Raw genomic sequence first — 20,134 nt, 5'->3', positions numbered from 1 at the left:
ATTCCCCGCTTTTTTTACAAAACTTAACATATTTTTTAAAATGCTAAGAGCAATCTCCTTCACTGACACAGAGATTATACTCCCCTCACATTGCACGCTTATCACACTTTTTAATAATCCCACAACCACACCCCTCCTTGTGATACACAAGAAAATGATTTGAATTGCTTCAATATAAGAAGTTTTGAAGTGAGAGGAATCCTACTGAATTTTGGGCTTTCATACAAGATATCAGGCCAGTTACAAGGCGATAAATGCCCCTTCATAAAGCATAAATTTTTATGCGTGATCAAACAATTTGATATGATAATATCTCTGTCATTTATGCACTCCCACCTTTATCTGTCCCTGCAATTACAGCACAAAAGATAATTCGTTACACGCTAACAAATCCACCTAAATGCAAAAGCTGTAACAACGCTAAAATGCGCGTAAATATCATAAGAATACTGTCTTACACCTCCACAAGCAGAATGAGTGGCGTAAAACTGTACAATAAAATGTCATGCCTATAATGAACAGTGCTAAAGACTGTCGTAACACTGGGAGCTAAGGTGTATGATGATGCCGGCTTGCTTTTTTATGAAGCGTAAAGATTAAGAAGACTCAATGGAGTTTATATTATTTCATGGAAATTTTGCCGCTCTACCCTTCTATACTCTTCACGAGGCCCCCTCGCGAAATGGGCTTTTATCCCTTGAATAAAGATCTCCTTTAAAAGAATCATTTCAAATTCTAAGAGCTGTTACAGTCTTTTGAACGCATAAAATGAATGATGATGCTAGCTTATTCCTTTCCTATATTCTCGAGCATCAATACATTGAAATGCTCCATTCAAACGCCCCTTTAGCAAAATAAAGCACATTGTCTCTTAAATTTTTTCACGTAATCATTTCTTTCATGCGCCCCTGTCGTCTCCATTTGATAAATCTCCTTGTACTTTCTCAGCATCCCATCACCTTTTTTCTCAGTGCAACCTTTTTGCAATTTTTCAGTTTTGAACTTTTAGATTGACTTTCGGTTTATTTTTCTTATGTTTTAGAATTATTCTAAAGTGCAGAGGAACAGAAAATGTTGAGATCGTTTTTTTCATTTGTACAACGTAAAGCTCTGTCCTTTCGTTCAGCACAAAACGTGATACTTAAAGCGCTCAAATTAAAAGAGCAACATGCGGCGCTCTATTTAAAATATGCAAAAGCTCTAGAACCTTATTCCTCTAAGGAAGCCGCGGTTTTTACCGCCATGGGGCTTCAAGAGCTTAAAAATTATAAGCAACTTTTGTGCCTTTCTTGCCATAATCGTGCAAACACTATCGGTTCATTATGTGACAAAACTTCTCTTGTGAAAGGCAAGAACCGCCATCCCTCCCAAAAAACAACAGCGGCAAATCACACCATAAAAAAACCTTCGAAAACGCAAAGACAAACACTTTTGACTTGGATTCAACCAGGTCTAGCAGGGTTAATGGATGGCTCTGTTTCCACCCTTGCCCCCATTTTTGCCGCAGCTTTTGCCACGGGAGACACGCATCAAACTTTTTTGATAGGACTCTCAGCTTCAATTGGTGCAGGACTTTCGATGGGTTTCACAGAAGCAGCCCATGATGACGGCAAATTATCAGGACGTGGTTCGCCATTAAAAAGAGGCCTTGCCAGCGGCATTATGACCACATTAGGAGGATTAGGCCATACGCTTCCCTATTTAATCAACTCTTTTTATGTAGCGACAATTATTGCTTTTATCATTGTTTTTTTCGAACTAGGCGCCATCGTCTGGATTCAGAACAAATTCATGTCAACTCCCTTTTGGCGCGCTTCTTTACAGGTCATCATTGGGGGAGCTCTGGTTTTTGCCACGGGTATTCTTATCGGTAGTATCTAAAAAATCTTATCTGTAACCACAATTTAGATCTCAAATAAGCGCACGCCCCTAGGCATAAGCCATCCTTGATGATGCCATTATTGAAAAATGCCTTTGATGATGTTAGGTGGTGTTGTGGAATATTTTAGGTCAGTAAGAGATGATAAGCAAGCTCTGGGGACAACCTATATCCACACACCTTTATCGACTTGGTTTTATAGATATCTTTTGTTAAAGTATCATTTTCTTCTAGACCTCATATTTTGGAAATGCCTCGATCATGTCGCACACTGAAACAAACGCCTCTCTAAACAACCATCCTGTCTCTTCTCAATCTTCACATGCCCAGACTTTATTTGTTCAGCGTCTTGCACACGGACAAGGTTTAGAACTTCCTTGCTACGCGACAGCGGGTTCTGCGGGTCTTGATCTACGGGCAGCAATTGGAGAAGAAGAAACGCTTGTTCTTGCCCCTGGGCAGCGGGCACTTATTCCAACAGGTCTCATTTTTCATTTATCTCTTGGGTTTGAAGCACAAATACGTCCACGCTCTGGCTTAGCCTTAAAACACGGCATCACATGCCTCAACACTCCAGGAACGATTGATAGTGACTACCGTGGTGAAGTCAAAGTCCTTCTTATCAATTTAGGCCAAGAAGACTTTTCCATCCAACGAGGCATGCGCATTGCCCAAACAGTCATCGCCCCCGTATCTCAAGTTAATGTTTGCGCCATTGAACCAGAGCAAAATACCCAAAGCCATAACGAGAGCCGTGGAACAGGAGGTTTTGGTTCAACGGGACACACTTAAGAAGCTCTGAAAAAATCGCTATCCTTAAAATAACACACACACTTATTCCAACCACTCTTTCACTTAAAACCCCTTGGGCTTTTAAAGTACACAAGGAGTGCGCATTTGCTTTTAAAGTTTTTTCACTAAACGCCCCTCTAAACAAGTATCCTTACTCTTCTCCTGTCTCTTCTCGATCTTCACATCCCCTGACTTTATCCGTTCAGTGTCTTGCACTTGGGACAAGATTTAGAACTTCCTCACTACACAACGGCTGGTTCTGCTGGTCTTGGATTTACAAGCAGCAATTGGTAAAGAAGAAACACTGGTTCTTGCCCCTGAGCAGCGGACACTTATTCCAACAGGTCTCAATTTTTCATTTATCACGTGGGGCTTGTGAAGCACGCATCCGTCCACGCTCTGGCTTAGCCTTAAAACACGGGCATTACATGCCTCAACACTCCAAGAACGATTGAGTGTGACTATCCGGAAGTGAAGTCAAACTCCTTCTTATCAATTTAGGCCAAGAAGACTTTTCCATTTAAACGGGGCATGCGCGCCATTGCCCAAACAGTCATCGCCCCTGTATCCCAAGTTAATGTTTGCGCCATTGAACCAGAGCAAAATACCCAAAGCCATAACGAGAGCCGTGGAACAGGAGGTTTTGGTTCAACGGGACACACTTAAGAAGCTCTGAAAAATCGCTACTCTCAAAATAACACATACCCAACCACTCTTTCACTGGAAATTCTTTGAGCTTTTAAAGTGCAGAAGGAGTGCGCATTTGCTTTCAAAGTTTTTTCACTAAACGCACCTCTAAACAAGCATCTCTCAATTACGTCTCGTGCACTATACAAAACTTCATTATCACCAGATACCCCTCCCCCATAACAAAAACATTGGCATTAACCATTGAGCGTTCACACACCACTTGTAATGTCGACAATCTATACATCATATTGATTTATAATAATAATGAATTGTCTTTCAACTTAAATGAGAAATCTCAATACTGTAAGATTGTTTCATGGCAAGCCTATTTATATTAAATCAATCAAAAGCATGTTTCTCACATTCCAAACGTGGCTAGCATACAGATAAAAACTGAAAAAATGCCTACAATGAATACGTGTCATAAACACTGTCGCAACATTGGGAAAAAATATAAATACGATAATGGTGCTCGCTTGCTCTTTTGTTAAGCGTAAAGATGGTGATGTTTGATAGGTTTTTTGATTATTTTACGGGGGCTTTACCGTTATACCATTTATGAACACCGCCGCAAAAAAGGCTTTAAGATGTATTAAGATACACAACAATCGCCTCTGCTGTTTTCTTGATCGCACCTCTTGCGGCAAAATGAGTAGAGCTTAATCCTAAAAAAACCGATTCAATATATGAACCCCCTGCGTAATATCAAACCCCTACGTAATATCAAACCCATGCGTATTTGGTTTAATAAATCCACGGAACCCTCATCAATTTCACTCTACGACTTTGAGTAATATGCTTTGCTTCCTGCAACAAAGGCTGTTTTTTATCACTGATCAGAGACATCGGCTGGAATATTAGCGTTTCCCGCAGTGCTCGTTGTTACGGCATCCACATGCCCCACAACGTTACCACCCGCGCTACCGCCCGCTCCATCGACAGCAGCGTTCGCTACCCCTGTTGTTTTATTATTGATCTCACCTCTCGAGACAAGATTGGTAGAGTTTTGCAATCCTACAAGACCGATTTTATGATATCCAGCCATGCGTATTTGATTTAATAAATCGATGACAGTACCATAATCAATTTCGCTATCCGCTTTGATTAAAATTTTTGTCTCTAAATTTTGCGTCGTTTCCCTCAACAAAGCGTCTCTCAAAGCTGCTTGTTCTACAAGATGATCACCAATGTAAAGAGAACGATCTTTTTGCAACGTAACATAAAGAGGTTCATCAGACTGAACCACTGAAGGTGCTTGAGTTATAGAAGGAAGCTGAACGGAAATGGCAGATGTTGCCAAAGGCGCAGCAACCATAAAAACAATAAGCAACACCAATACAACATCAATAAAAGGGGTTACATTGATTTCGCTTTGCAACCCACTCTCGTCTATATCCCAATCATTATTAAGGCTTGCTTTCATTTTTTATGACTTTTCTGTTGTCTTTGTCTATCAAGTTCACGGCTCAAGAGCCTTTCAAGAGCAGCAGCGATATCACCTAAATCACTACGATAACCACTCAAAGCACGCATAAGGCTATTATACATAACAACGGCGGGAATAGCCACAAAAAGCCCAACAGCCGTTGCGAATAAGGCTTCAGCAATTCCAGGCGCCACCACATCAAGTCGCGTTGTTTGAGACTGAGCAATCCCAATAAAAGAATTCATAATTCCCCAAACAGTTGCAAAAAGACCAACAAAAGGAGCAATTGCGCCAATAGTTGCAAGAACAGCACTTCCACATGCAACACGGCGTGTAGCAGCCAGCAAGCAGCGTGACAAAAGTGAATGAACCCTTTCTTTTAAACCTTCATGAACATCACGAACCCTAGCATCGCGAACATCGCGGGAAACATCTTCATATTGATTGCTCTCCTCATAAAAGAGAATATCTTCAATCGTTTGTGCACTTTCCCCTGTACTGTTTTTTTCACCAGAGCTTTCGTTTATCCCTTCAGGAGCAGAAAAATGAACCTGTTGTGCAGAAAGATACACCTCTTTAAGGACTTCTTTGAGAAAAAACACACCAGCTCCTTTGCTTTCTTTCAAGCTAGCTGCCAAACGCGTAAGAGTCTGAGCATTTAGAACCAATTGAAGTTCATGACGTACTCTTCGTTTTACCAAAGTGATCTCAACAATTTTCACAAAAGCAATTGTCCAAGACATAAGTGAAGCAAGTAACAAAATAATGATAACGGCTTTCACCACCCAATCAGCAGCCATAAACATAGAAAGAGGAGAAAAATCATGCACTGTCAATACAGCAGACATATTATCTAAAGGGACTGTTTTATCTAAAGGGACTGTTTCAGATTCCATTTTTATCTCACATTCTTGTGCTCTTATCTTTATTTATGAGCTGGATCGTCACCCCGCATAGCATCACTGTTCCACAATGCCACTACCCTTTTAACGTCACTTGTGTATTCCTCTTAAGAAAGAAAACTTGATAAATCAAGTATAGTTTTATTTCACAAGCTCTCTCTTAATTCTAAAGAAATTACTCAAGAAATTTTTCTCTAACAATTCAACAAGTTTATCTTACCCAATCAATTTATTGCATAAATTAGGCAAAATGATAAACTTACAAGAAGTATCGCATATAATATTTTAATTTATAAGAATAATTTATCATCGTTCCTGTTAAATAAATCTCTCATATCGCAAAGCTTTTCTCATTTCAGCAGCTCTTTTAAAGCCAACAAAATATTTGCTTACATGAAACAAGCAGCAAAAATATCATAAAATCCTCGGAGAAAAGGATATGCACTTCTCTAACAACCAGTGCACTAAAGTACCTCTCCTATCCTAAAATAAAAATATACCTTACGTTTTTAAAAAAGAACGATCGCAATATTCTTAAACTGACCAAAAGTATCATGGGGAGCGCGTGTTGCCCCCAAATACATAGAGAGCAAAGAGCCGCAATATTATTTTCTTTTTCTTCTGCAAAAGCATAAAAATGACATTATTTCTGCCGCAAAATCGCAACAACGATGTTTTTTACCTGTTACAAGCTTAAAAAATAAACCTCAACAGGCTTTTTAAAAAACTTTTATAAAAAACTGCGCCACGAGAAACTGAAGAATGGTGCTAAATTACTGCAAAAGCATAAGACAATTCTCAACAGATGCGACCCTTTACAGACAAAGCATATCGTATAGGAAAGATTTATTTTATCAAAAACAATTTTAAATTCGACAAAATGAAAGGAACCAAAAAAAGCTTTTGGCGTTACTCAAGCAGTGAAAATTTTCACTCCAATGCAAATGATCACTATGAACACACCAATACAAATATAATGAATCAAGAGGGAAAAATACCATGGCCCATAATAAAACAACACAGCACGATAAAACAGCCGTAGAAAAAGACCTACAAGGACAATTAGAAACGTTACGCACTGAAATTTCAGGGATTACCTCAACCCTAACAGATCTTGGTGCAAACAAATTCAACGCCGCCAAAGACAAAGCGGAAAAACTATATCACTCAGCGAAAGAAAGTGGTGAAGACATGATGTCTCAAGCAAAAGACAAGATCAGTGATCTTGAACAAACTCTGAACCAATGCGTTCGCAAAAACCCTGGCAAAAGCGTTTTGTTTGCCGCAGGGGTTGGTTTTATTCTTTCTCAATTACTACGTCGTTAAGCAATGCATAAGTTTATCGCTCCTCTTTTAAACCATCTTGTCGGTGGAGGGCTTAAAAGCACAGTCAAGCAAGTACGCCTTCAAGCAATTTTCTATGGGTTTATTAGCATTTCATTCTTCATGTCTTTGCTTTTTTTATGTACCATCGGTTTTATTGCGTTATGTTCTGTTATGAAGCCTCTTGCTGCCGCCAGTATCATGTTTTTAATTTGTCTTTCTCTTGCGGGATTAGGTCTTATTATCAGTCGCGTTCTCAAAACTTATCAACGCTATGACCAACAAAAAAAGACAGAAGAACAACGCCACAAACTCATGACAGATGCGACTGTTTCCAGCCTTGCAGCTCTCAGTCAACATCTCCCTTTTGCCAAATTGGGTGTTCCCATTCTCGGACTTGCAACTTATTTTTTGTGGAAAAAAGATAAAAAAGACCGCTTTTCAGAGTAAAATATGTAAAACTGTCACTCTAAATTCCCCCTCAGTGTGCTTTCTTTTATAACAAAAGAAAGCACATTTTTTTCCTCATAGTCTCTTTAGCTTCTTCAAATACCTGAAAAAAATCCCCTTCATTTTGCTAAAAATTCCATAGAACCGCTACACTCTCTTTCAGATTGCAACCCATTTTTCATGAACATAACAACATAAGGCAATGCTTGCATTAGAAGTCCTAGTTTAATTCGAAGCCATTTATTGTTTTTTGAAGGAAATGATGTTCCGTTTCTGCCTTTCTCTATATTTTCATAAGCTTTTTTCAGAACCAAAGGTCACGTCATCGATTTGAATTTATAAAGCAAAAATATTCCCCGGATGAAAATTCTTTTTTCAAAAAATCTGAAATTTTTACCGATAAGAAAGTTGTAAAAACGTCCATTACACAACAAAAATTTATCAACTCTGATACGAATAGAACAGAGGTCATACCTACAATTCACGTCACAGAAAAAATAAAGAAAGAAAATTTTATAGAAATATTTGCTGATGGCATTCAAGCAATTTGTAATTTATCTCGTACAGGACATCGTGCTTTGATAATAGTTTTAGAAGAATATCGATCTAATAAATCAACAAACGAAGATCCCAGCAGCGTTACCTTAATTTGGTTTGATGGGGGTATAAATGGAAAAAAGCGCGATATGGTCGACAGAACTTTTCACAACGGTTTAAGAGAGCTCATACAAAAAGGAATTTTAAAACCAAAATTGCCTAATCAATACTGAGTGAATCCTATTCTGTTCTTCAAAGAAGAAAAAGTTGCTTTTATGAAAGAATATCAAATAGAATCATCTTCTACCAAACCGGATATTTCATCCGTTGAACATCAAACAGATCTTGAAGATTTTATAACAAAATAACTTGTATCATTTATCGTACTGTGTATATTGTGGAGCATCTTGATTTAAGCGCGTGAGGGGAAAATAATGTCAAAATCACAAATAAGCAAAGAGGCGCTCGTCCTTTTGCTTTTATGGCTTCGTGGTCCTTTAAGATTGATACTAAGCCTTATAATGATAATGGGGTTTGTGGGATTGTTTACAATTCCTATTATGATATTATCAATAGGTTGGTCAAAAGCACTAATAAACATTACAATTTGTTCCTTTATATTAGGTTTTGGCTCTTTCCTTCTAATTTTTTATTATGATAAACTTATAAGATATTTACAATAAACTGTTCACATATTTTTCCATTAACAATACTAATAAAAAACAAAAGATCACGATAATTAAATCTGTATTCCGATATAATTGATGAGATTAATACATATAATTTTTAAAGAGGGGAAAAATGAAAAAATTTATTTTAATATGCTTGGCTCTATTGACTATAGGATTGAATATTACAGGTTGTGGTAAAAGTGAAGAGGAAAAACGTAGAGCCCAACAAGAAGAACAAGCTAAAAAGTTTTTTGAAACAAAATCGCCAGATACAGATCGTGGACATGCATTTTAAAAAATACCCTACGACAATAAAATGTGAGTTATCAATCTCTAACTAAAAGAGTATTTTGTGTAACTCACACCTGACAACGTCATTGTACACTTTAACACGTATGAAGACAATCAGTTTTAAAAACTTTGGAAAGGCTTTTCATAACCTATCCGCTTAACGCTAAGTATTTATATAACAAAATACCCATTTATTATCTTTTCTTGTCTTTTTTATAATATTTTCAAATATATATCACTTAAAATACCTTATTATTTTCATCACTTTCTTTTGACTTATCCCCCTATAAGCTTTCTCTTTAATCATGATCTCAAAGCCGCGTGAGAAAAGAACAAGATAGGCCTTTTGGTTATTGATAAGGGGCACACGTGCGCCTAACGATACGCTTTTACAGAATTTCCCAGCCTTTAAAACTTAAGGCTTTTAGCCTTCTCATTTAAATGCAGGTTTGATGTCATGATTTTGGGGTGCGATTATTAAGAGTTTGAGAAGCGAAGAGCTTTTCATTTAAAAAGCAAAACGAAATGACGTATAGCCAAGGAAACGCGCTCTCCCATAGCACTGTAGTAAACAACCTATAAGGATATTTTAAACACAACAAATTTTCATAACGAGCGTTGTCCACCAAGGACTGTGTGGATTATCATTAACTTTTTTCTGATAAGATTTGCAGTAGAATATTGTCTTGATTTTTAAATAGCGCTTGAAAAGACGCTTTATCAATAATGGTCAATATTAATTATGGTCAATGGGATTATAGCTTCCATGATCTCTTCGCCAATCTTCTGGTTGTTGAAATTGGCTCGACCATAAACCGTTTTGTGCTTTTTGAGCAGCAGATTGTAGAGTTTTATAGTCTGCGGGGGATGGAAAATGATGCTGATCTTTTGTCAACACCATCAACCCTTCTGCCAGCCCCAACCGCGCCAGATCAACCCCATCTACAAAACATTGTGCATAATGAACCTGTTGAACGACACGTGCTTGCCGACAAGTAACCTTTTTATCAATTGTTTTTGAAACAAGCCAAGCCGTAACAAAAGCACCGCAAGGCCACTTAACTCCGTTGCGTGAGGCAAATTGTCGTGTTTCACAGCTTTCCACACCATATAAACGGATATCACGGATGATCTTTTTTCTCCACCCATCATCTACAAGCGTAATCATTTTAAAGGTCACACCACTTGTGACCTGTATAGCACCGGAATAGACCGGCACATTTTCTTCATAAAATTGTGATGCGATTGGTTCTGAATGCAACACCACATTTTGTTGGATTGCGTCTTGTTGGTTTGCATAATCAACCAATTGTGACTTCGGATTTTGAACGGGGTTTCCAATTGTCTTTTCTGATCCTTCAAAAAGAGAAAATTGCATAATATTTTCAGTATGTTGACTGAAATAAAAGTATCCTAAAATAATAATACAAATTAAGACAATATATTTAGGCGCTGCTCGAAGATATTTTAAAAGTATCATTTTGAATATTACTATATTTTTTGTTTATTAAATAATAAAAGATTAAATATTATTAATTTATCGATAGAAAAATTTATTTTTTTCATTTATATGATTCCCGATTAATATTTTGAATATTAATTTTGTGATTAACTTAAACATAAAGCGGGGGAATTTTCATGAAAAACATGAATAATTCGTTCATTAATGAACATACCTTACAAAAAACTATTCTATCCAACACCCAAAAGAAATGGTTAACAGCAGCATTGATGCTGTTTATTGCCTTCATGGCACTGAGTGAACCAGCATTTGCTGATGGCGGCTTCGGAAAAATTGAAACTGCTCTTCAAAAAATAGTTGATGCTTTAAAAGGACCAATTGCAAAATCAATCGCAACCATTGCGATTGCTGGTGTTGGGCTTGCATGGATTGCTGGTTATGTTGAAATGCGTAAAGCTTTCTTTGTTTGTGTTGGCATCGGCATTGTTTTTGGTGCATCGCAAATCGCATCAATGTTTATGTCTTAATTCGCTTAACTTTAGCCTTTCAAAGCCATGAAAGAGCACGACAAGCTAACAGAAGATACGTTATTTCTTGCTTGCACGCGCCCTGCAATGATTGCAGGCGTGACGGTGGAAGCTATGGGATTAAATGGGATAGGAACGATGATATTGTTCATTATGGCAGGCAATATTTTTTTTCTAACCTTTGGTGTGATGCTGCATTTCATATTCAAGGAAATCCTAAAGCATGACCATAACAAATTTCGTATTCTTCTGACATGGCAAAAGACATCTATTTTTGCCAGAAATTCGAGTCTATGGGGTGGGGGAAGTATTTCTCCATTACGATTAATTCGTAATTATGAGGAATTATAATGAATAGAACAGAGCGCAAACGTGAAAAGCAGCCAGAGGCGATCATTCCTTATGTGCGCCATGTCAATAAACACATCATTGCGCTGGATTCACGCGCTCTCATGAGCGTTATTAAACTTGAAGGCATTAACTTTGAGACAGCGGATATTATTGATCTGAATGTGCTTCACGAACAGCTCAATAATCTGTTTAAAAACATAGCGGATGAACGGATAGCGCTTTATAGCCATATTATCAGAAAGCGTGAAACGATTTATCCGGATGGGACTTTCAGATCGGCATTTGCCAAGCAATTAGATGATAAATATCGCGACCGGATGATTTCACAGGAGCTTTATCGCAATGATCTTTATCTTTCTATTTTGTGGAATCCACACGTTGATCAAACGGATAAATTAGTGGAGTTTTTCAAACGTTTAGGCAAAGCCAAGCAAGAAAAGACAGAAGTTGATGCAGAGTCCATTCGCAAGCTTGAAGATATTACCACAGATCTTATTCAAAATTTAGAGCGCTATGGTGCAAGAAGATTGAGTCTTTATGAACATGAAGGTAATATTTATTCGCAGCAAAGTGAGTTTATCCACCAATTGGTGGGAGGTCGTCGTGAACGTATCCCTCTCACATGGGGAACGATAGCTTCGACTGTTTATTCAGACCGTCTCATTTTTGGGAAAGAGATCATAGAAATACGTTATGAGGCGGAACAGCGGTTTGCGGGCATGTTTGGTTGGAAAGAATATCCAGCAAAAACCAGGGTAGGCATGGCGGATGGTTTGCTCACCCTTCCCTTTGAGTTTATTTTCACCCAATCTTTTATTTTCAAGAGCAAAAATGCTGCCAAGCAAATTATGGGGCGCAAACAAAACCAAATGGTCAATGCAGGAGATCGAGCAGGTTCACAAATTATGGAACTGGATGATGCGCTTGATGATCTTGAATCCAATCGTTTTGTTTTAGGGGAGCATCATTTATCATTGGCAGTTTTTGCTGATACGCCGCAAGAGTTAGCGGATAATCTTGCCAAAGCGCGTTCTCGTCTTACAGATGGTGGGGCTGTCATTGCGCGGGAAGACTTAGGGTTAGCGGCGGCTTGGTGGGCACAATTGCCTGGCAATTATGCTTATCGCACCCGCTCTGGTGCAATAACAAGCCGCAATTATGCAGCGCTTTCTCCTTTTCATTCTTTTCCGGTTGGGAAAATAGATGGCAATGTATGGGGACCAGCGGTAGCCTTGATGAAGACCTCTGCTGGTTCACCGTTTTATTTTAACTTTCACTTTGGTGATTTAGGCAATACGTTTGTTTGTGGTCCCTCTGGTTCTGGGAAAACGGTTATTGTCAATTTTCTTTTAGCACAACTTCAAAAGCATGATCCCAATATGGTCTTTTTTGACAAAGATCGGGGCGCAGAACTTTTTGTCAGAGCGGGTGGCGGCACTTATATGCCCTTGAAGAATGGTAGACCGACAGGCATAGCACCGCTAAAAGGCTTAGACTATAACAATCCAGCAGATAGAGTTTTTTTACGCCAATGGATTATAAAGCTTGTTTCGTCTGAAGATCAAAAGATCAGTGAATCAGAAAGACAAGACATTACGGCGGCTGTTGAGCAGCTTGCCTTGTTGCCAAAAGAACAACGGACGATCTCCGCCTTACAAATGTTTTTTGACACCACGCACAGGGAGGGGATAGCGGGTCGTTTAGAAAGATGGTGTAAAGGCAATGCCTTAGGGTGGGTTTTTGACAATCCTGATGACGACATTGGCATTGATGCAAAATTTATTGGTTATGACATGACGGATTTTTTAGACAATAATGAAATTCGTCCACCCTTGATGATGTATCTTTTTCATAGGATTTTGTCTCTGATTGATGGGCGTCGTATTATCATTGTCATTGATGAGTTCTGGAAAGCCTTAGAGGATGATTCCTTTAAAGCCTTTGCGCAAGACAGGCTGAAAACTATCCGTAAACAAAATGGTTTGATGTTGTTTGCAACGCAATCTCCCAAAGATGCGATCAATTCGACCATTGCCCACACCATTATAGAGCAATGCCCCACACAAATTTATTTTCCCAATCAAAAGGGCAATCATGGGGATTATGTAGAAGGTTTTAAATTATCGGACAGAGAATTTAACCTGATACAATCAGAATTAAGCCGTGAGTCACGGCGTTTTCTCATCAAACAAGGACAAAGTTCTGTTGTAGCAGAGCTAAATTTACGCGGCTTTGATGATGAAATAGCCATTTTAAGTGGCACCACCAAGAATATTGAACTCCTAGAGACCATTATGGATGAAGTTGGACAATCTCCAGAAAAATGGCTTCCTATTTTTCAAGAAAGGTCAAAGCAATGAAAAAACTTTTATTGGCAACAGCTCTTTGCGCAATTTCTTTTGGTTTAACAACCAATTCATTTGGTTTTGGCGGTATTGTATTTGATCCCAAGGCTTTTGGACAAATGATTAAACAAGTTCAACAAGGCCAACAACAGCTTAACAAGTTGCAAGAACAAATTCAACAAGGCAAACAACAGCTTGAGCAATTAAAGAGCCAACTCGATCAAGCGAAACAATTATATAACTCCTTAAATGTCAAGCCTGACATTTCGGGATTGAAAGAGATGTTTAACAAGCAAGGGAGCAGTGGCGCCCTTCCTTCAGATTTTAACCACTTTCAACAATCAATGGGCAGTGGTGGTGGCGGTGGCGGCGGCGGCGGCAGCAAAAACACGCAAAAATGGCAAGAAGAGCTTAAATACAAAGAGCCCGCAGGGGGTGCTGGATCAAAAGAAGCAGTAGATGCTTTTTACGCACAAGAAGTGAAAAAAGCCGAACAGAACACGGTAGGACAAGCAGCAAAAGGCCAAGACGTCTACGAAGAAGCCAGTGAAACACAAAAAAAAATTACCAAGCTCCTTGACGAACTTGGAAGTACTGAAGATGCGGGTAAAATTCAAGGCATTCAAGCACAATTAGCAGCGGTACAAGCAGACCTCCAAACAAAAATACTCCAAATGCAAGCTGCCATGATGATTCAACAAGCAGAAGAAAAAGCGGCAAAACAACGTGAAATGGAAGAATTTAAAGCACGATACAAAGCTTTAGCCAAAACACTGCGTGGTCAATAAAGAGTAAAAAAGAGGGGCTTAAATATGAACAAGATCATCATAACAACATTGCTACTTTGCACAGGGCTGATCACGGCTGGTTGTGAAAAAACCCATAGCGTAGAAGAATTTAAGAAAGATCACAAATTATACGAAAAATGGAAAATGAAATGTATGACATCAGGGGATCTCGATTCGCAAAATTGTAAAAACGCAGAGCAAGCTTATCGTGAGAGTCTTCCAACATGGGGATGGGGGAGAACTGGCTCTACAAATGACGATAAACAAGAATCTGAAAAGAAACAGGACAATAAATAATGAATAAAGTTCTCATAACAACATTGCTACTTTGCACAGGGCTGATCACGGCTGGATGTGAAAAAACCCACAGCGTAGAAGAACTTAAAAAAAATAAAAAACTGATGGAAGAAGTATTACTGAAATGTTTGACGTCAGGGGATTTGAATTCGAAAAATTGTAAAAATGCAGAGCAAGCTGAATTTGAAACCCGTAAAAATTGGAGAGGCTTTGGCTCGACAAATGACGATAAACAAGAATCTGAAAAGAAACAGGACAATAAATAATGAATAAAGTTCTCATAACAACATTGCTGCTTTGCACTGGGCTCATCACGGCTGGATGTGAAAAAACTTACAGCGTCGCAGAATTTAAAAAAGATGAAAAATTACGCCTAGAGTGGGATGCTAAATGTGGATTTGCAGGAACTTCAAAAAATTGTGAAAACATGCGGTTAGCATTTTTAGAACTTCAAAAAGAATATGAAGCAAAAGCAGCAGAAAGAGAGCGTCAAGCGGAAGAGAACCTTCATGAAGCATTAAAAAAAGCTAGAGCTAAAATAATGTCCGATCTTGAAAAAAGAGAAGCTGAATATCAAAAAAGGCAAGCTGAAGAAGAACAAAAAGCAAAAGAACAAGCCGAACGAGAAGCAGAAGAGCGCGCTAAAGCTAAACAACAACAGAATAACAATAAACTATAAAAAAACACGATGAAGAGCGGAGCATCTAAATGGCAATAGTAACAAAAGGCATATTCACTAAGATAGACAATATGTTGATGGAGCCACTTACAAGGACAATGGATAGCATCTATTGCGCTTTAGCTGCTCAACTTAAAGAACCTTACAGACTATACAATAGATTTATGGCAAGATTATGTCTCTGCCCTAGATTTATCATCACTGGTTATAAAAACCGATAACACAAGCATAATTTAAAGATTGTGCTCAAACCTTGTAAAACTGAAAGGAAAAAGGGGAAATATCTATGAATAAAGTTCTCATAACAACATTGCTACTTTGCACAGGGCTCATCACAGCTGGATGTGAAAAAACTCACAGTGTAGCAGAATTTAAAAAAGATAAAAATTTACGCTTAGAGTGGGATGCTAAATGTGGATTCGCAGGGACTTCAAAGAATTGTGAAAACATGCGGTTAGCATTTTTAGAACTTGAGAAAGAACGTCAGGCACAAGCTGAAGAAAGAAGCCGGAAAGCGGCAGAGCGCTTCAACAAAGCGATGGATGAACTTATGGAGCAACAAAAAGCTGAACATGAAAAATGGAAAGCTGATTTTGAAAAAAGAAAAGCTGATTTTGAAAAAAGACAAGCTGAAGAAAAAGCAAAAGAACAAGCCGAACGAGAAGCAGAAGAGCGTGCTAAAGCTAAACAACAACAGGATAATAATTGAAGCAGAAATGATCATATTTGCAGACATTAAATAAAACGGACGTGCAATGGCATTTGAAAATGTAACTGTATTTACTCGGATGGATAGTTTTGTAATAAAGACTCTTGAAGATGTAATGAATAAAACTATTAATAATCTCTCATTAAGTTTAAGTGCTCCGCTTAAAGCATCTTGTACAATTTACATTATATTTATGGGATACAATATCATCTACGGGCGTTCTTCCATGCCCTTATGGGAATTTATAGCGACAACTTTCAAACTCGGTATCATTGTTACACTCGCCACAAAAGCCGGTATTTATAATGCGTGGGTCAGGGATATATTTTTCAATGATCTGCCGAATGCCATTGCAAATGTCACACAAGGTGCAGCACACTCGGATCAAAATATATGGGACAATATGCTAAGACAAGCTGGTGCACACGTTTTTGACGCATCAGATCAGTACACAGGATGGACTGAAACGGGTAAGTTTCTTGCGACATGGCTTGCTGGTTTTGGCTGTTTAGTGGATGCCATTATAGTTTCTGCAGTTGGTTTTATCGTCTCAATGTTTGCTAAACTTGGTTTATTTCTTGTCCTATCGATAGGACCACTTTTTATAAGCCTTGGTCTGTTTTCCCCAACAAGGCGTTTTACAGAAGCATGGTTAGGACAAGTTGCAAACTTCATCATTTTGCAGGTATTAGTCGTGTTGCTTGGCGGTATGTATGTCAATCTTGCAATGCAAATCTTCTCAGTAAATCTTGAAGATATAATGCTTTCCTTAATTAATTTCTCAGCTGTTGGCTTTTGTGGTATTTACCTTTTCATCAAATTACCTGATATAGCATCAGCTTTAGCCTCGGGCGGTGCTTCTCTCACAAGTGCAATAACGGGAACGCAACGCGCTGGAAAAGAAGCTTGGCGCGCTACTAAATTTGCAGGCAACACAATAATGAAGGGTGTTAAAAAATTAGCATCACTATTAGCAAAGGCCTAAGTTCAAATGCGGAAATTTAAAAAAATTGGGATTATCTTACCATTTCTCTTTCTCAGTGGCTGTGTGTCTTCACCAAACACACTGAAGTCACTCCCAAAATGTGATGGATATTCTAAACGTCCACTCAACAGATCAATGTGGAATTGGGAAGGGAAAAAACCCACGCCCACACCCATTATCATCAGTAACAACACCCCTTCATCCCTAAAAGAAGGGAAGCTGGAAATGCTTCTGGCACAAAAATTAACGGATGAAGAAATCAAATCTTACAAAAATTGCGGGCAAAAAGCATGAAAGAAAAAGACATAGAACAATACATTGCTGAAGCGCGCTCGTTCGATCAAGATCGCATGCTCGCCTCACGCCGCACCACCCGCGTCTCGCTTGCCATTGCCGGCATCGCCGTTGCGGTTGCAATACTGTCTTCTCTCGCGGTCATCACCCTCACGCCCCTTAAAACCGTGGAACCTTTTGTCATCCGTGTAGACAATTCAACCGGCATTGTCGAAGTTGTGGAATCCTTAAAAGAAGGTCCCACCAATGTCGACGAAGCAATCACACGCTACTTTGCTGCAAAATATGTCCGCTCCCGTGAAGGCTTCACCACAGAAGAAACACAACACAACTTCCAAACCGTCTCCCTCCTCTCTTCTTCTGAAGAACAGGAAAGATTTGCCAGCTGGTATGGAGCAAGAAATCCCCAAAGTCCTCAAATTCTCTATAAACACGCCGCCGTTACAATAACAATAAAATCAATCTCCTTTATCAATGACGATGTCGCCCAAGTGCGTTACTACAGAACCATTCATGACAACGACAACAACAAAGAATTCATCACCCACTGGGTTGCAACACTTACCTTTGAATATATCAATGCCCCTATCTCTGTCCAAAACCGTTTGATAAATCCTCTAGGGTTTATTGTTAGTGAATATAGAACCGATCCGGAAGTGGTCAACTGATCATGACAAAAAAAATTCTTTTTTTCATTCTTAACATCGCTATTACCCTTTCTTTAACGCCTAGCCATGCCAGTATTTTTCCCACTCGTGCGCCAAGCGATAGCCGCATTCGCTTTATCAACTATGATGCCTATAATGTCACAAAAATTATTGGCTCCATACGCTCATCGGTACAAATAGAATTTTCTCCCAATGAAGAAATTGCCCATGTAGCAATTGGCAACAGCGTTGCATGGGAAGTCGCCCCCGCTGGCAATATTCTTTTCCTCAAAGCGCGGGAAGTCCAACCCATTACCAATCTCCAAGTCGTCACCACAAAGCTTGATGGCTCAAAGCGCTCCTATCAATTTGAACTGATGGTCAAAGATGGAGAAATTTCCTCTGGACAAGAAACATATTTCCTTGTGAAATTTCGCTACCCACAAGAAGAAGCAGAACAAAGAAGACTCGCAGCCCTTATGCGACAAGAAAAACAACAAGCCCAGCGTATCGATAATGTCTTCAACGCTTCTGAAACCTACGGACCACGCAATTGGGCTTACACCGCTCAAGGCTCTATCACTCTTGAACCCTCCTCCGTTTATGACAATGGCAAAACAACAACATTTACATTTCCAGACAACCAAGAAATCCCTGCCATTTACATTGTCAGCAATGACGGTACAGAATCGCTGGTTCCCAAAACCACAAGAGGCAACATGGTGATTGTCCATGCCATTAGCGCACGCTTCACCCTAAGACAGGGAAAAAACGTCCTATGCGTCTTTAACGAAGCCTATCAACCAAAAGGCACAAATCCAAATACCGGAACAACCTCACCATCTGTTGAACGTAAAATTGCATCAGATCTTTAAATAAGCGGGAATTGAAGGGGACAACACATGAGTGATAAATCAATCATCGAAGATCGCGGATCTATTGGGGATGGCAAAAACAATAGCGCCAAAAGCGCTGGCAAAAAAATAGTTGTCGCAATAGCCTGTATAGGAATCTGCGGCTATGTGCTCTGGAACATCTTATCCTCCCCCACAGAACAAAAAGACACCGCAAAAGCTCATAAAAAACAAGAAAAAAGCTTTCACAATTCCCTCGCCCCTTTAGAGCTCGCGCCCTCTGACCCGCGTGCAAACATAGCGCCAATAACCTTACCACCCCCACAACCACTCGCACAAGAACCCAAAAAAGATGACCCATTACTTGATGCCGCAAGACGTGCCCCTGTTATCGCTTTTGCCAAAGGCTCTAAATCTCAATTAAAAGACATCGTCAACACGACTCTCAACCCCTTTGAAAAATTCCATGCCCTTGAAAATCTCGCGAATGCGCAAAATTCTCCTGCCCTTCAAGACACACAAAATTTTGCAACCCTATTAAAGCCTACCAAAACAGAAGAAGCAAAAGCAAAAGCAAAACTCATCGGCAATAGAAACTTTATCATCGCCATGGGAACCTCTATTCCCTGTATCTTAGAAACCGCATTAAACAGTGAGCAACCAGGCTTTGCAAGCTGCATCATCAACCGTGATATCCTCTCTGACAATGGGCGCGTTGTTTTGCTTGATAAAGGAACCCAAGTGATTGGCGAATACCGCGGAGGGATAAAACAAGGTCAATCTCGCCTCTTTGTACTCTGGACAAGAGCAAAAACCCCAACCGGTGTCATCATCGACCTTGCCTCACCCGCAACCGACAGTTTAGGCAGAGCCGGTTTTGATGGCAACATCAACACCCATTGGTGGGAACGCTTTGGCTCTTCCCTTTTACTCACCGTTATTGATGGTGCCACAACAGTTTTAACAAATAAAATAGTAGGCAATTCCAATAAAGAAGGTTCAAACAACTCTGGAGGCGGCGGTTTTGAAGGCGCAAACAACACTGGAAAAGAGGCCGCCAGTATTGCTCTTGAAAATCAAATCAACATCCCTCCTACCCTAGAAAAATTTCAAGGCGAACTGGTCAACATCTTTGTAGCAAAAGATCTCGATTTTTCCTCTGTCTATAAACTAGTCGTAAAGAGCAAAAGAAACCGCTCTACTCCCAGCTATTCCTTTTTTCATTAAGCCAATAA

22 protein-coding genes and 1 pseudogene are annotated in these 20,134 nt (G+C 39.3%); 19 read left to right on the top strand and 4 right to left on the bottom strand.

Annotated features, from left to right (window positions below; all coding sequences use genetic code 11):
* The first annotated feature begins 1,071 nt into the window (after positions 1-1,071).
* The 3 genes and pseudogenes from ACFINS_RS01935 (at position 1,072) to dut (ACFINS_RS01925) (ending at position 3,337) form a co-directional block, all read left to right on the top strand.
* The gene (locus ACFINS_RS01935) at positions 1,072-1,881 is read left to right on the top strand and encodes a VIT1/CCC1 transporter family protein (RefSeq protein ID WP_375611594.1); all 810 of its coding nucleotides are present in this window, start codon (positions 1,072-1,074) and stop codon (positions 1,879-1,881) included.
* 259 nt (positions 1,882-2,140) lie between these two features.
* Positions 2,141-2,671, top strand: coding sequence for a dUTP diphosphatase (dut, locus tag ACFINS_RS01930; protein WP_375640903.1), 531 nt, complete (start codon positions 2,141-2,143; stop codon positions 2,669-2,671).
* 188 nt (positions 2,672-2,859) lie between these two features.
* A pseudogene (gene dut, locus ACFINS_RS01925) lies at positions 2,860-3,337 on the top strand (dUTP diphosphatase).
* Between the two features lie 853 nt (positions 3,338-4,190).
* Here dut (ACFINS_RS01925) and ACFINS_RS01920 read toward each other — a convergent pair.
* Together ACFINS_RS01920 and ACFINS_RS01915 are read right to left on the bottom strand one after the other, a co-directional pair.
* A complete protein-coding gene (locus ACFINS_RS01920; RefSeq protein WP_375705814.1) occupies positions 4,191-4,784 on the bottom strand; it encodes a biopolymer transporter ExbD in 594 nt (197 codons plus the stop codon).
* On the bottom strand, positions 4,781-5,683 hold the full coding sequence (locus ACFINS_RS01915; protein WP_375705813.1) for a MotA/TolQ/ExbB proton channel family protein: 903 nt from the start codon (positions 5,681-5,683) through the stop codon (positions 4,781-4,783). Before ACFINS_RS01915 ends, ACFINS_RS01920 begins: the two co-directional genes overlap by 4 nt.
* A gap of 1,005 nt (positions 5,684-6,688) precedes the next feature.
* Here ACFINS_RS01915 and ACFINS_RS01910 point away from each other — a divergent pair.
* Both ACFINS_RS01910 and ACFINS_RS01905 read left to right on the top strand, forming a co-directional pair.
* Positions 6,689-7,015: a YqjD family protein gene (locus ACFINS_RS01910; RefSeq protein ID WP_375640905.1), complete on the top strand. Its 327-nt coding sequence runs from the start codon at positions 6,689-6,691 to the stop codon at positions 7,013-7,015.
* Between the two features lie 3 nt (positions 7,016-7,018).
* Positions 7,019-7,462, top strand: coding sequence for a hypothetical protein (locus tag ACFINS_RS01905; protein ID WP_375631986.1), 444 nt, complete (start codon positions 7,019-7,021; stop codon positions 7,460-7,462).
* A gap of 119 nt (positions 7,463-7,581) precedes the next feature.
* On the opposite strand, the gene ACFINS_RS01900 is transcribed toward ACFINS_RS01905, so the two are convergent.
* Complete coding sequence (locus ACFINS_RS01900) at positions 7,582-7,776, bottom strand: hypothetical protein (protein WP_375612520.1); 195 nt, start codon at positions 7,774-7,776, stop codon at positions 7,582-7,584.
* 1,024 nt (positions 7,777-8,800) lie between these two features.
* Between ACFINS_RS01900 and ACFINS_RS01895 the strand changes: the two genes are divergently transcribed.
* A complete protein-coding gene (locus ACFINS_RS01895; protein ID WP_375705812.1) occupies positions 8,801-8,965 on the top strand; it encodes a hypothetical protein in 165 nt (54 codons plus the stop codon).
* 732 nt (positions 8,966-9,697) lie between these two features.
* Here ACFINS_RS01895 and ACFINS_RS01890 read toward each other — a convergent pair.
* Positions 9,698-10,441 (bottom strand): nuclease, encoded by a 744-nt coding sequence (locus ACFINS_RS01890; RefSeq protein WP_375638296.1) that lies wholly within the window; start codon positions 10,439-10,441, stop codon positions 9,698-9,700.
* A 158-nt stretch (positions 10,442-10,599) separates the two neighbouring features.
* Between ACFINS_RS01890 and ACFINS_RS01885 the strand changes: the two genes are divergently transcribed.
* From ACFINS_RS01885 to virB10, 13 genes are all read left to right on the top strand, one after another.
* On the top strand, positions 10,600-10,950 hold the full coding sequence (locus ACFINS_RS01885) for a TrbC/VirB2 family protein (RefSeq protein WP_375612518.1): 351 nt from the start codon (positions 10,600-10,602) through the stop codon (positions 10,948-10,950).
* Positions 10,951-10,977: 27 nt separating this feature from the next.
* The gene (locus ACFINS_RS01880; protein WP_375628050.1) at positions 10,978-11,301 is read left to right on the top strand and encodes a type IV secretion system protein VirB3; all 324 of its coding nucleotides are present in this window, start codon (positions 10,978-10,980) and stop codon (positions 11,299-11,301) included.
* A complete protein-coding gene (locus tag ACFINS_RS01875; RefSeq protein ID WP_375705811.1) occupies positions 11,301-13,661 on the top strand; it encodes a VirB4 family type IV secretion/conjugal transfer ATPase in 2,361 nt (786 codons plus the stop codon). The genes ACFINS_RS01880 and ACFINS_RS01875 overlap by 1 nt, the downstream gene beginning before the upstream one ends.
* Complete coding sequence (locus tag ACFINS_RS01870; RefSeq protein ID WP_375705810.1) at positions 13,658-14,434, top strand: type IV secretion system protein; 777 nt, start codon at positions 13,658-13,660, stop codon at positions 14,432-14,434. Before ACFINS_RS01875 ends, ACFINS_RS01870 begins: the two co-directional genes overlap by 4 nt.
* Before the next feature lie 24 nt (positions 14,435-14,458).
* A complete protein-coding gene (locus ACFINS_RS01865) occupies positions 14,459-14,731 on the top strand; it encodes an EexN family lipoprotein (protein ID WP_026500396.1) in 273 nt (90 codons plus the stop codon).
* On the top strand, positions 14,731-14,997 hold the full coding sequence (locus ACFINS_RS01860; protein WP_375660640.1) for an EexN family lipoprotein: 267 nt from the start codon (positions 14,731-14,733) through the stop codon (positions 14,995-14,997). The genes ACFINS_RS01865 and ACFINS_RS01860 overlap by 1 nt, the downstream gene beginning before the upstream one ends.
* Positions 14,997-15,410: an EexN family lipoprotein gene (locus tag ACFINS_RS01855; protein WP_375705809.1), complete on the top strand. Its 414-nt coding sequence runs from the start codon at positions 14,997-14,999 to the stop codon at positions 15,408-15,410. The genes ACFINS_RS01860 and ACFINS_RS01855 overlap by 1 nt, the downstream gene beginning before the upstream one ends.
* A gap of 286 nt (positions 15,411-15,696) precedes the next feature.
* Positions 15,697-16,119, top strand: a complete 423-nt coding sequence (locus ACFINS_RS01850; RefSeq protein WP_375660644.1) for an EexN family lipoprotein — start codon at positions 15,697-15,699, stop codon at positions 16,117-16,119.
* 46 nt (positions 16,120-16,165) lie between these two features.
* A complete protein-coding gene (locus ACFINS_RS01845; RefSeq protein ID WP_375660645.1) occupies positions 16,166-17,104 on the top strand; it encodes a type IV secretion system protein in 939 nt (312 codons plus the stop codon).
* A 6-nt stretch (positions 17,105-17,110) separates the two neighbouring features.
* Entirely contained in the window at positions 17,111-17,398 is a 288-nt protein-coding gene (locus tag ACFINS_RS01840) for a type IV secretion protein VblB7 (protein WP_375660646.1), read from the top strand.
* A complete protein-coding gene (locus ACFINS_RS01835) occupies positions 17,395-18,066 on the top strand; it encodes a virB8 family protein (RefSeq protein WP_375660647.1) in 672 nt (223 codons plus the stop codon). Before ACFINS_RS01840 ends, ACFINS_RS01835 begins: the two co-directional genes overlap by 4 nt.
* A 2-nt stretch (positions 18,067-18,068) precedes the next feature.
* Entirely contained in the window at positions 18,069-18,920 is an 852-nt protein-coding gene (gene virB9 / locus ACFINS_RS01830) for a P-type conjugative transfer protein VirB9 (protein ID WP_375642883.1), read from the top strand.
* A 27-nt stretch (positions 18,921-18,947) separates the two neighbouring features.
* Complete coding sequence (gene virB10 / locus ACFINS_RS01825; protein ID WP_375705808.1) at positions 18,948-20,126, top strand: type IV secretion system protein VirB10; 1,179 nt, start codon at positions 18,948-18,950, stop codon at positions 20,124-20,126.
* Positions 20,127-20,134: the final 8 nt, after the last annotated feature.

Origin of the sequence: Bartonella sp. AA2SXKL (assembly GCF_042197205.1) — a bacterium.
Taxonomy (GTDB): Bacteria; Pseudomonadota; Alphaproteobacteria; order Rhizobiales; family Rhizobiaceae; genus Bartonella.
Note: the sequence above shows the minus strand (reverse complement) of the source record. Positions and strands in the feature narration are given on the sequence as shown.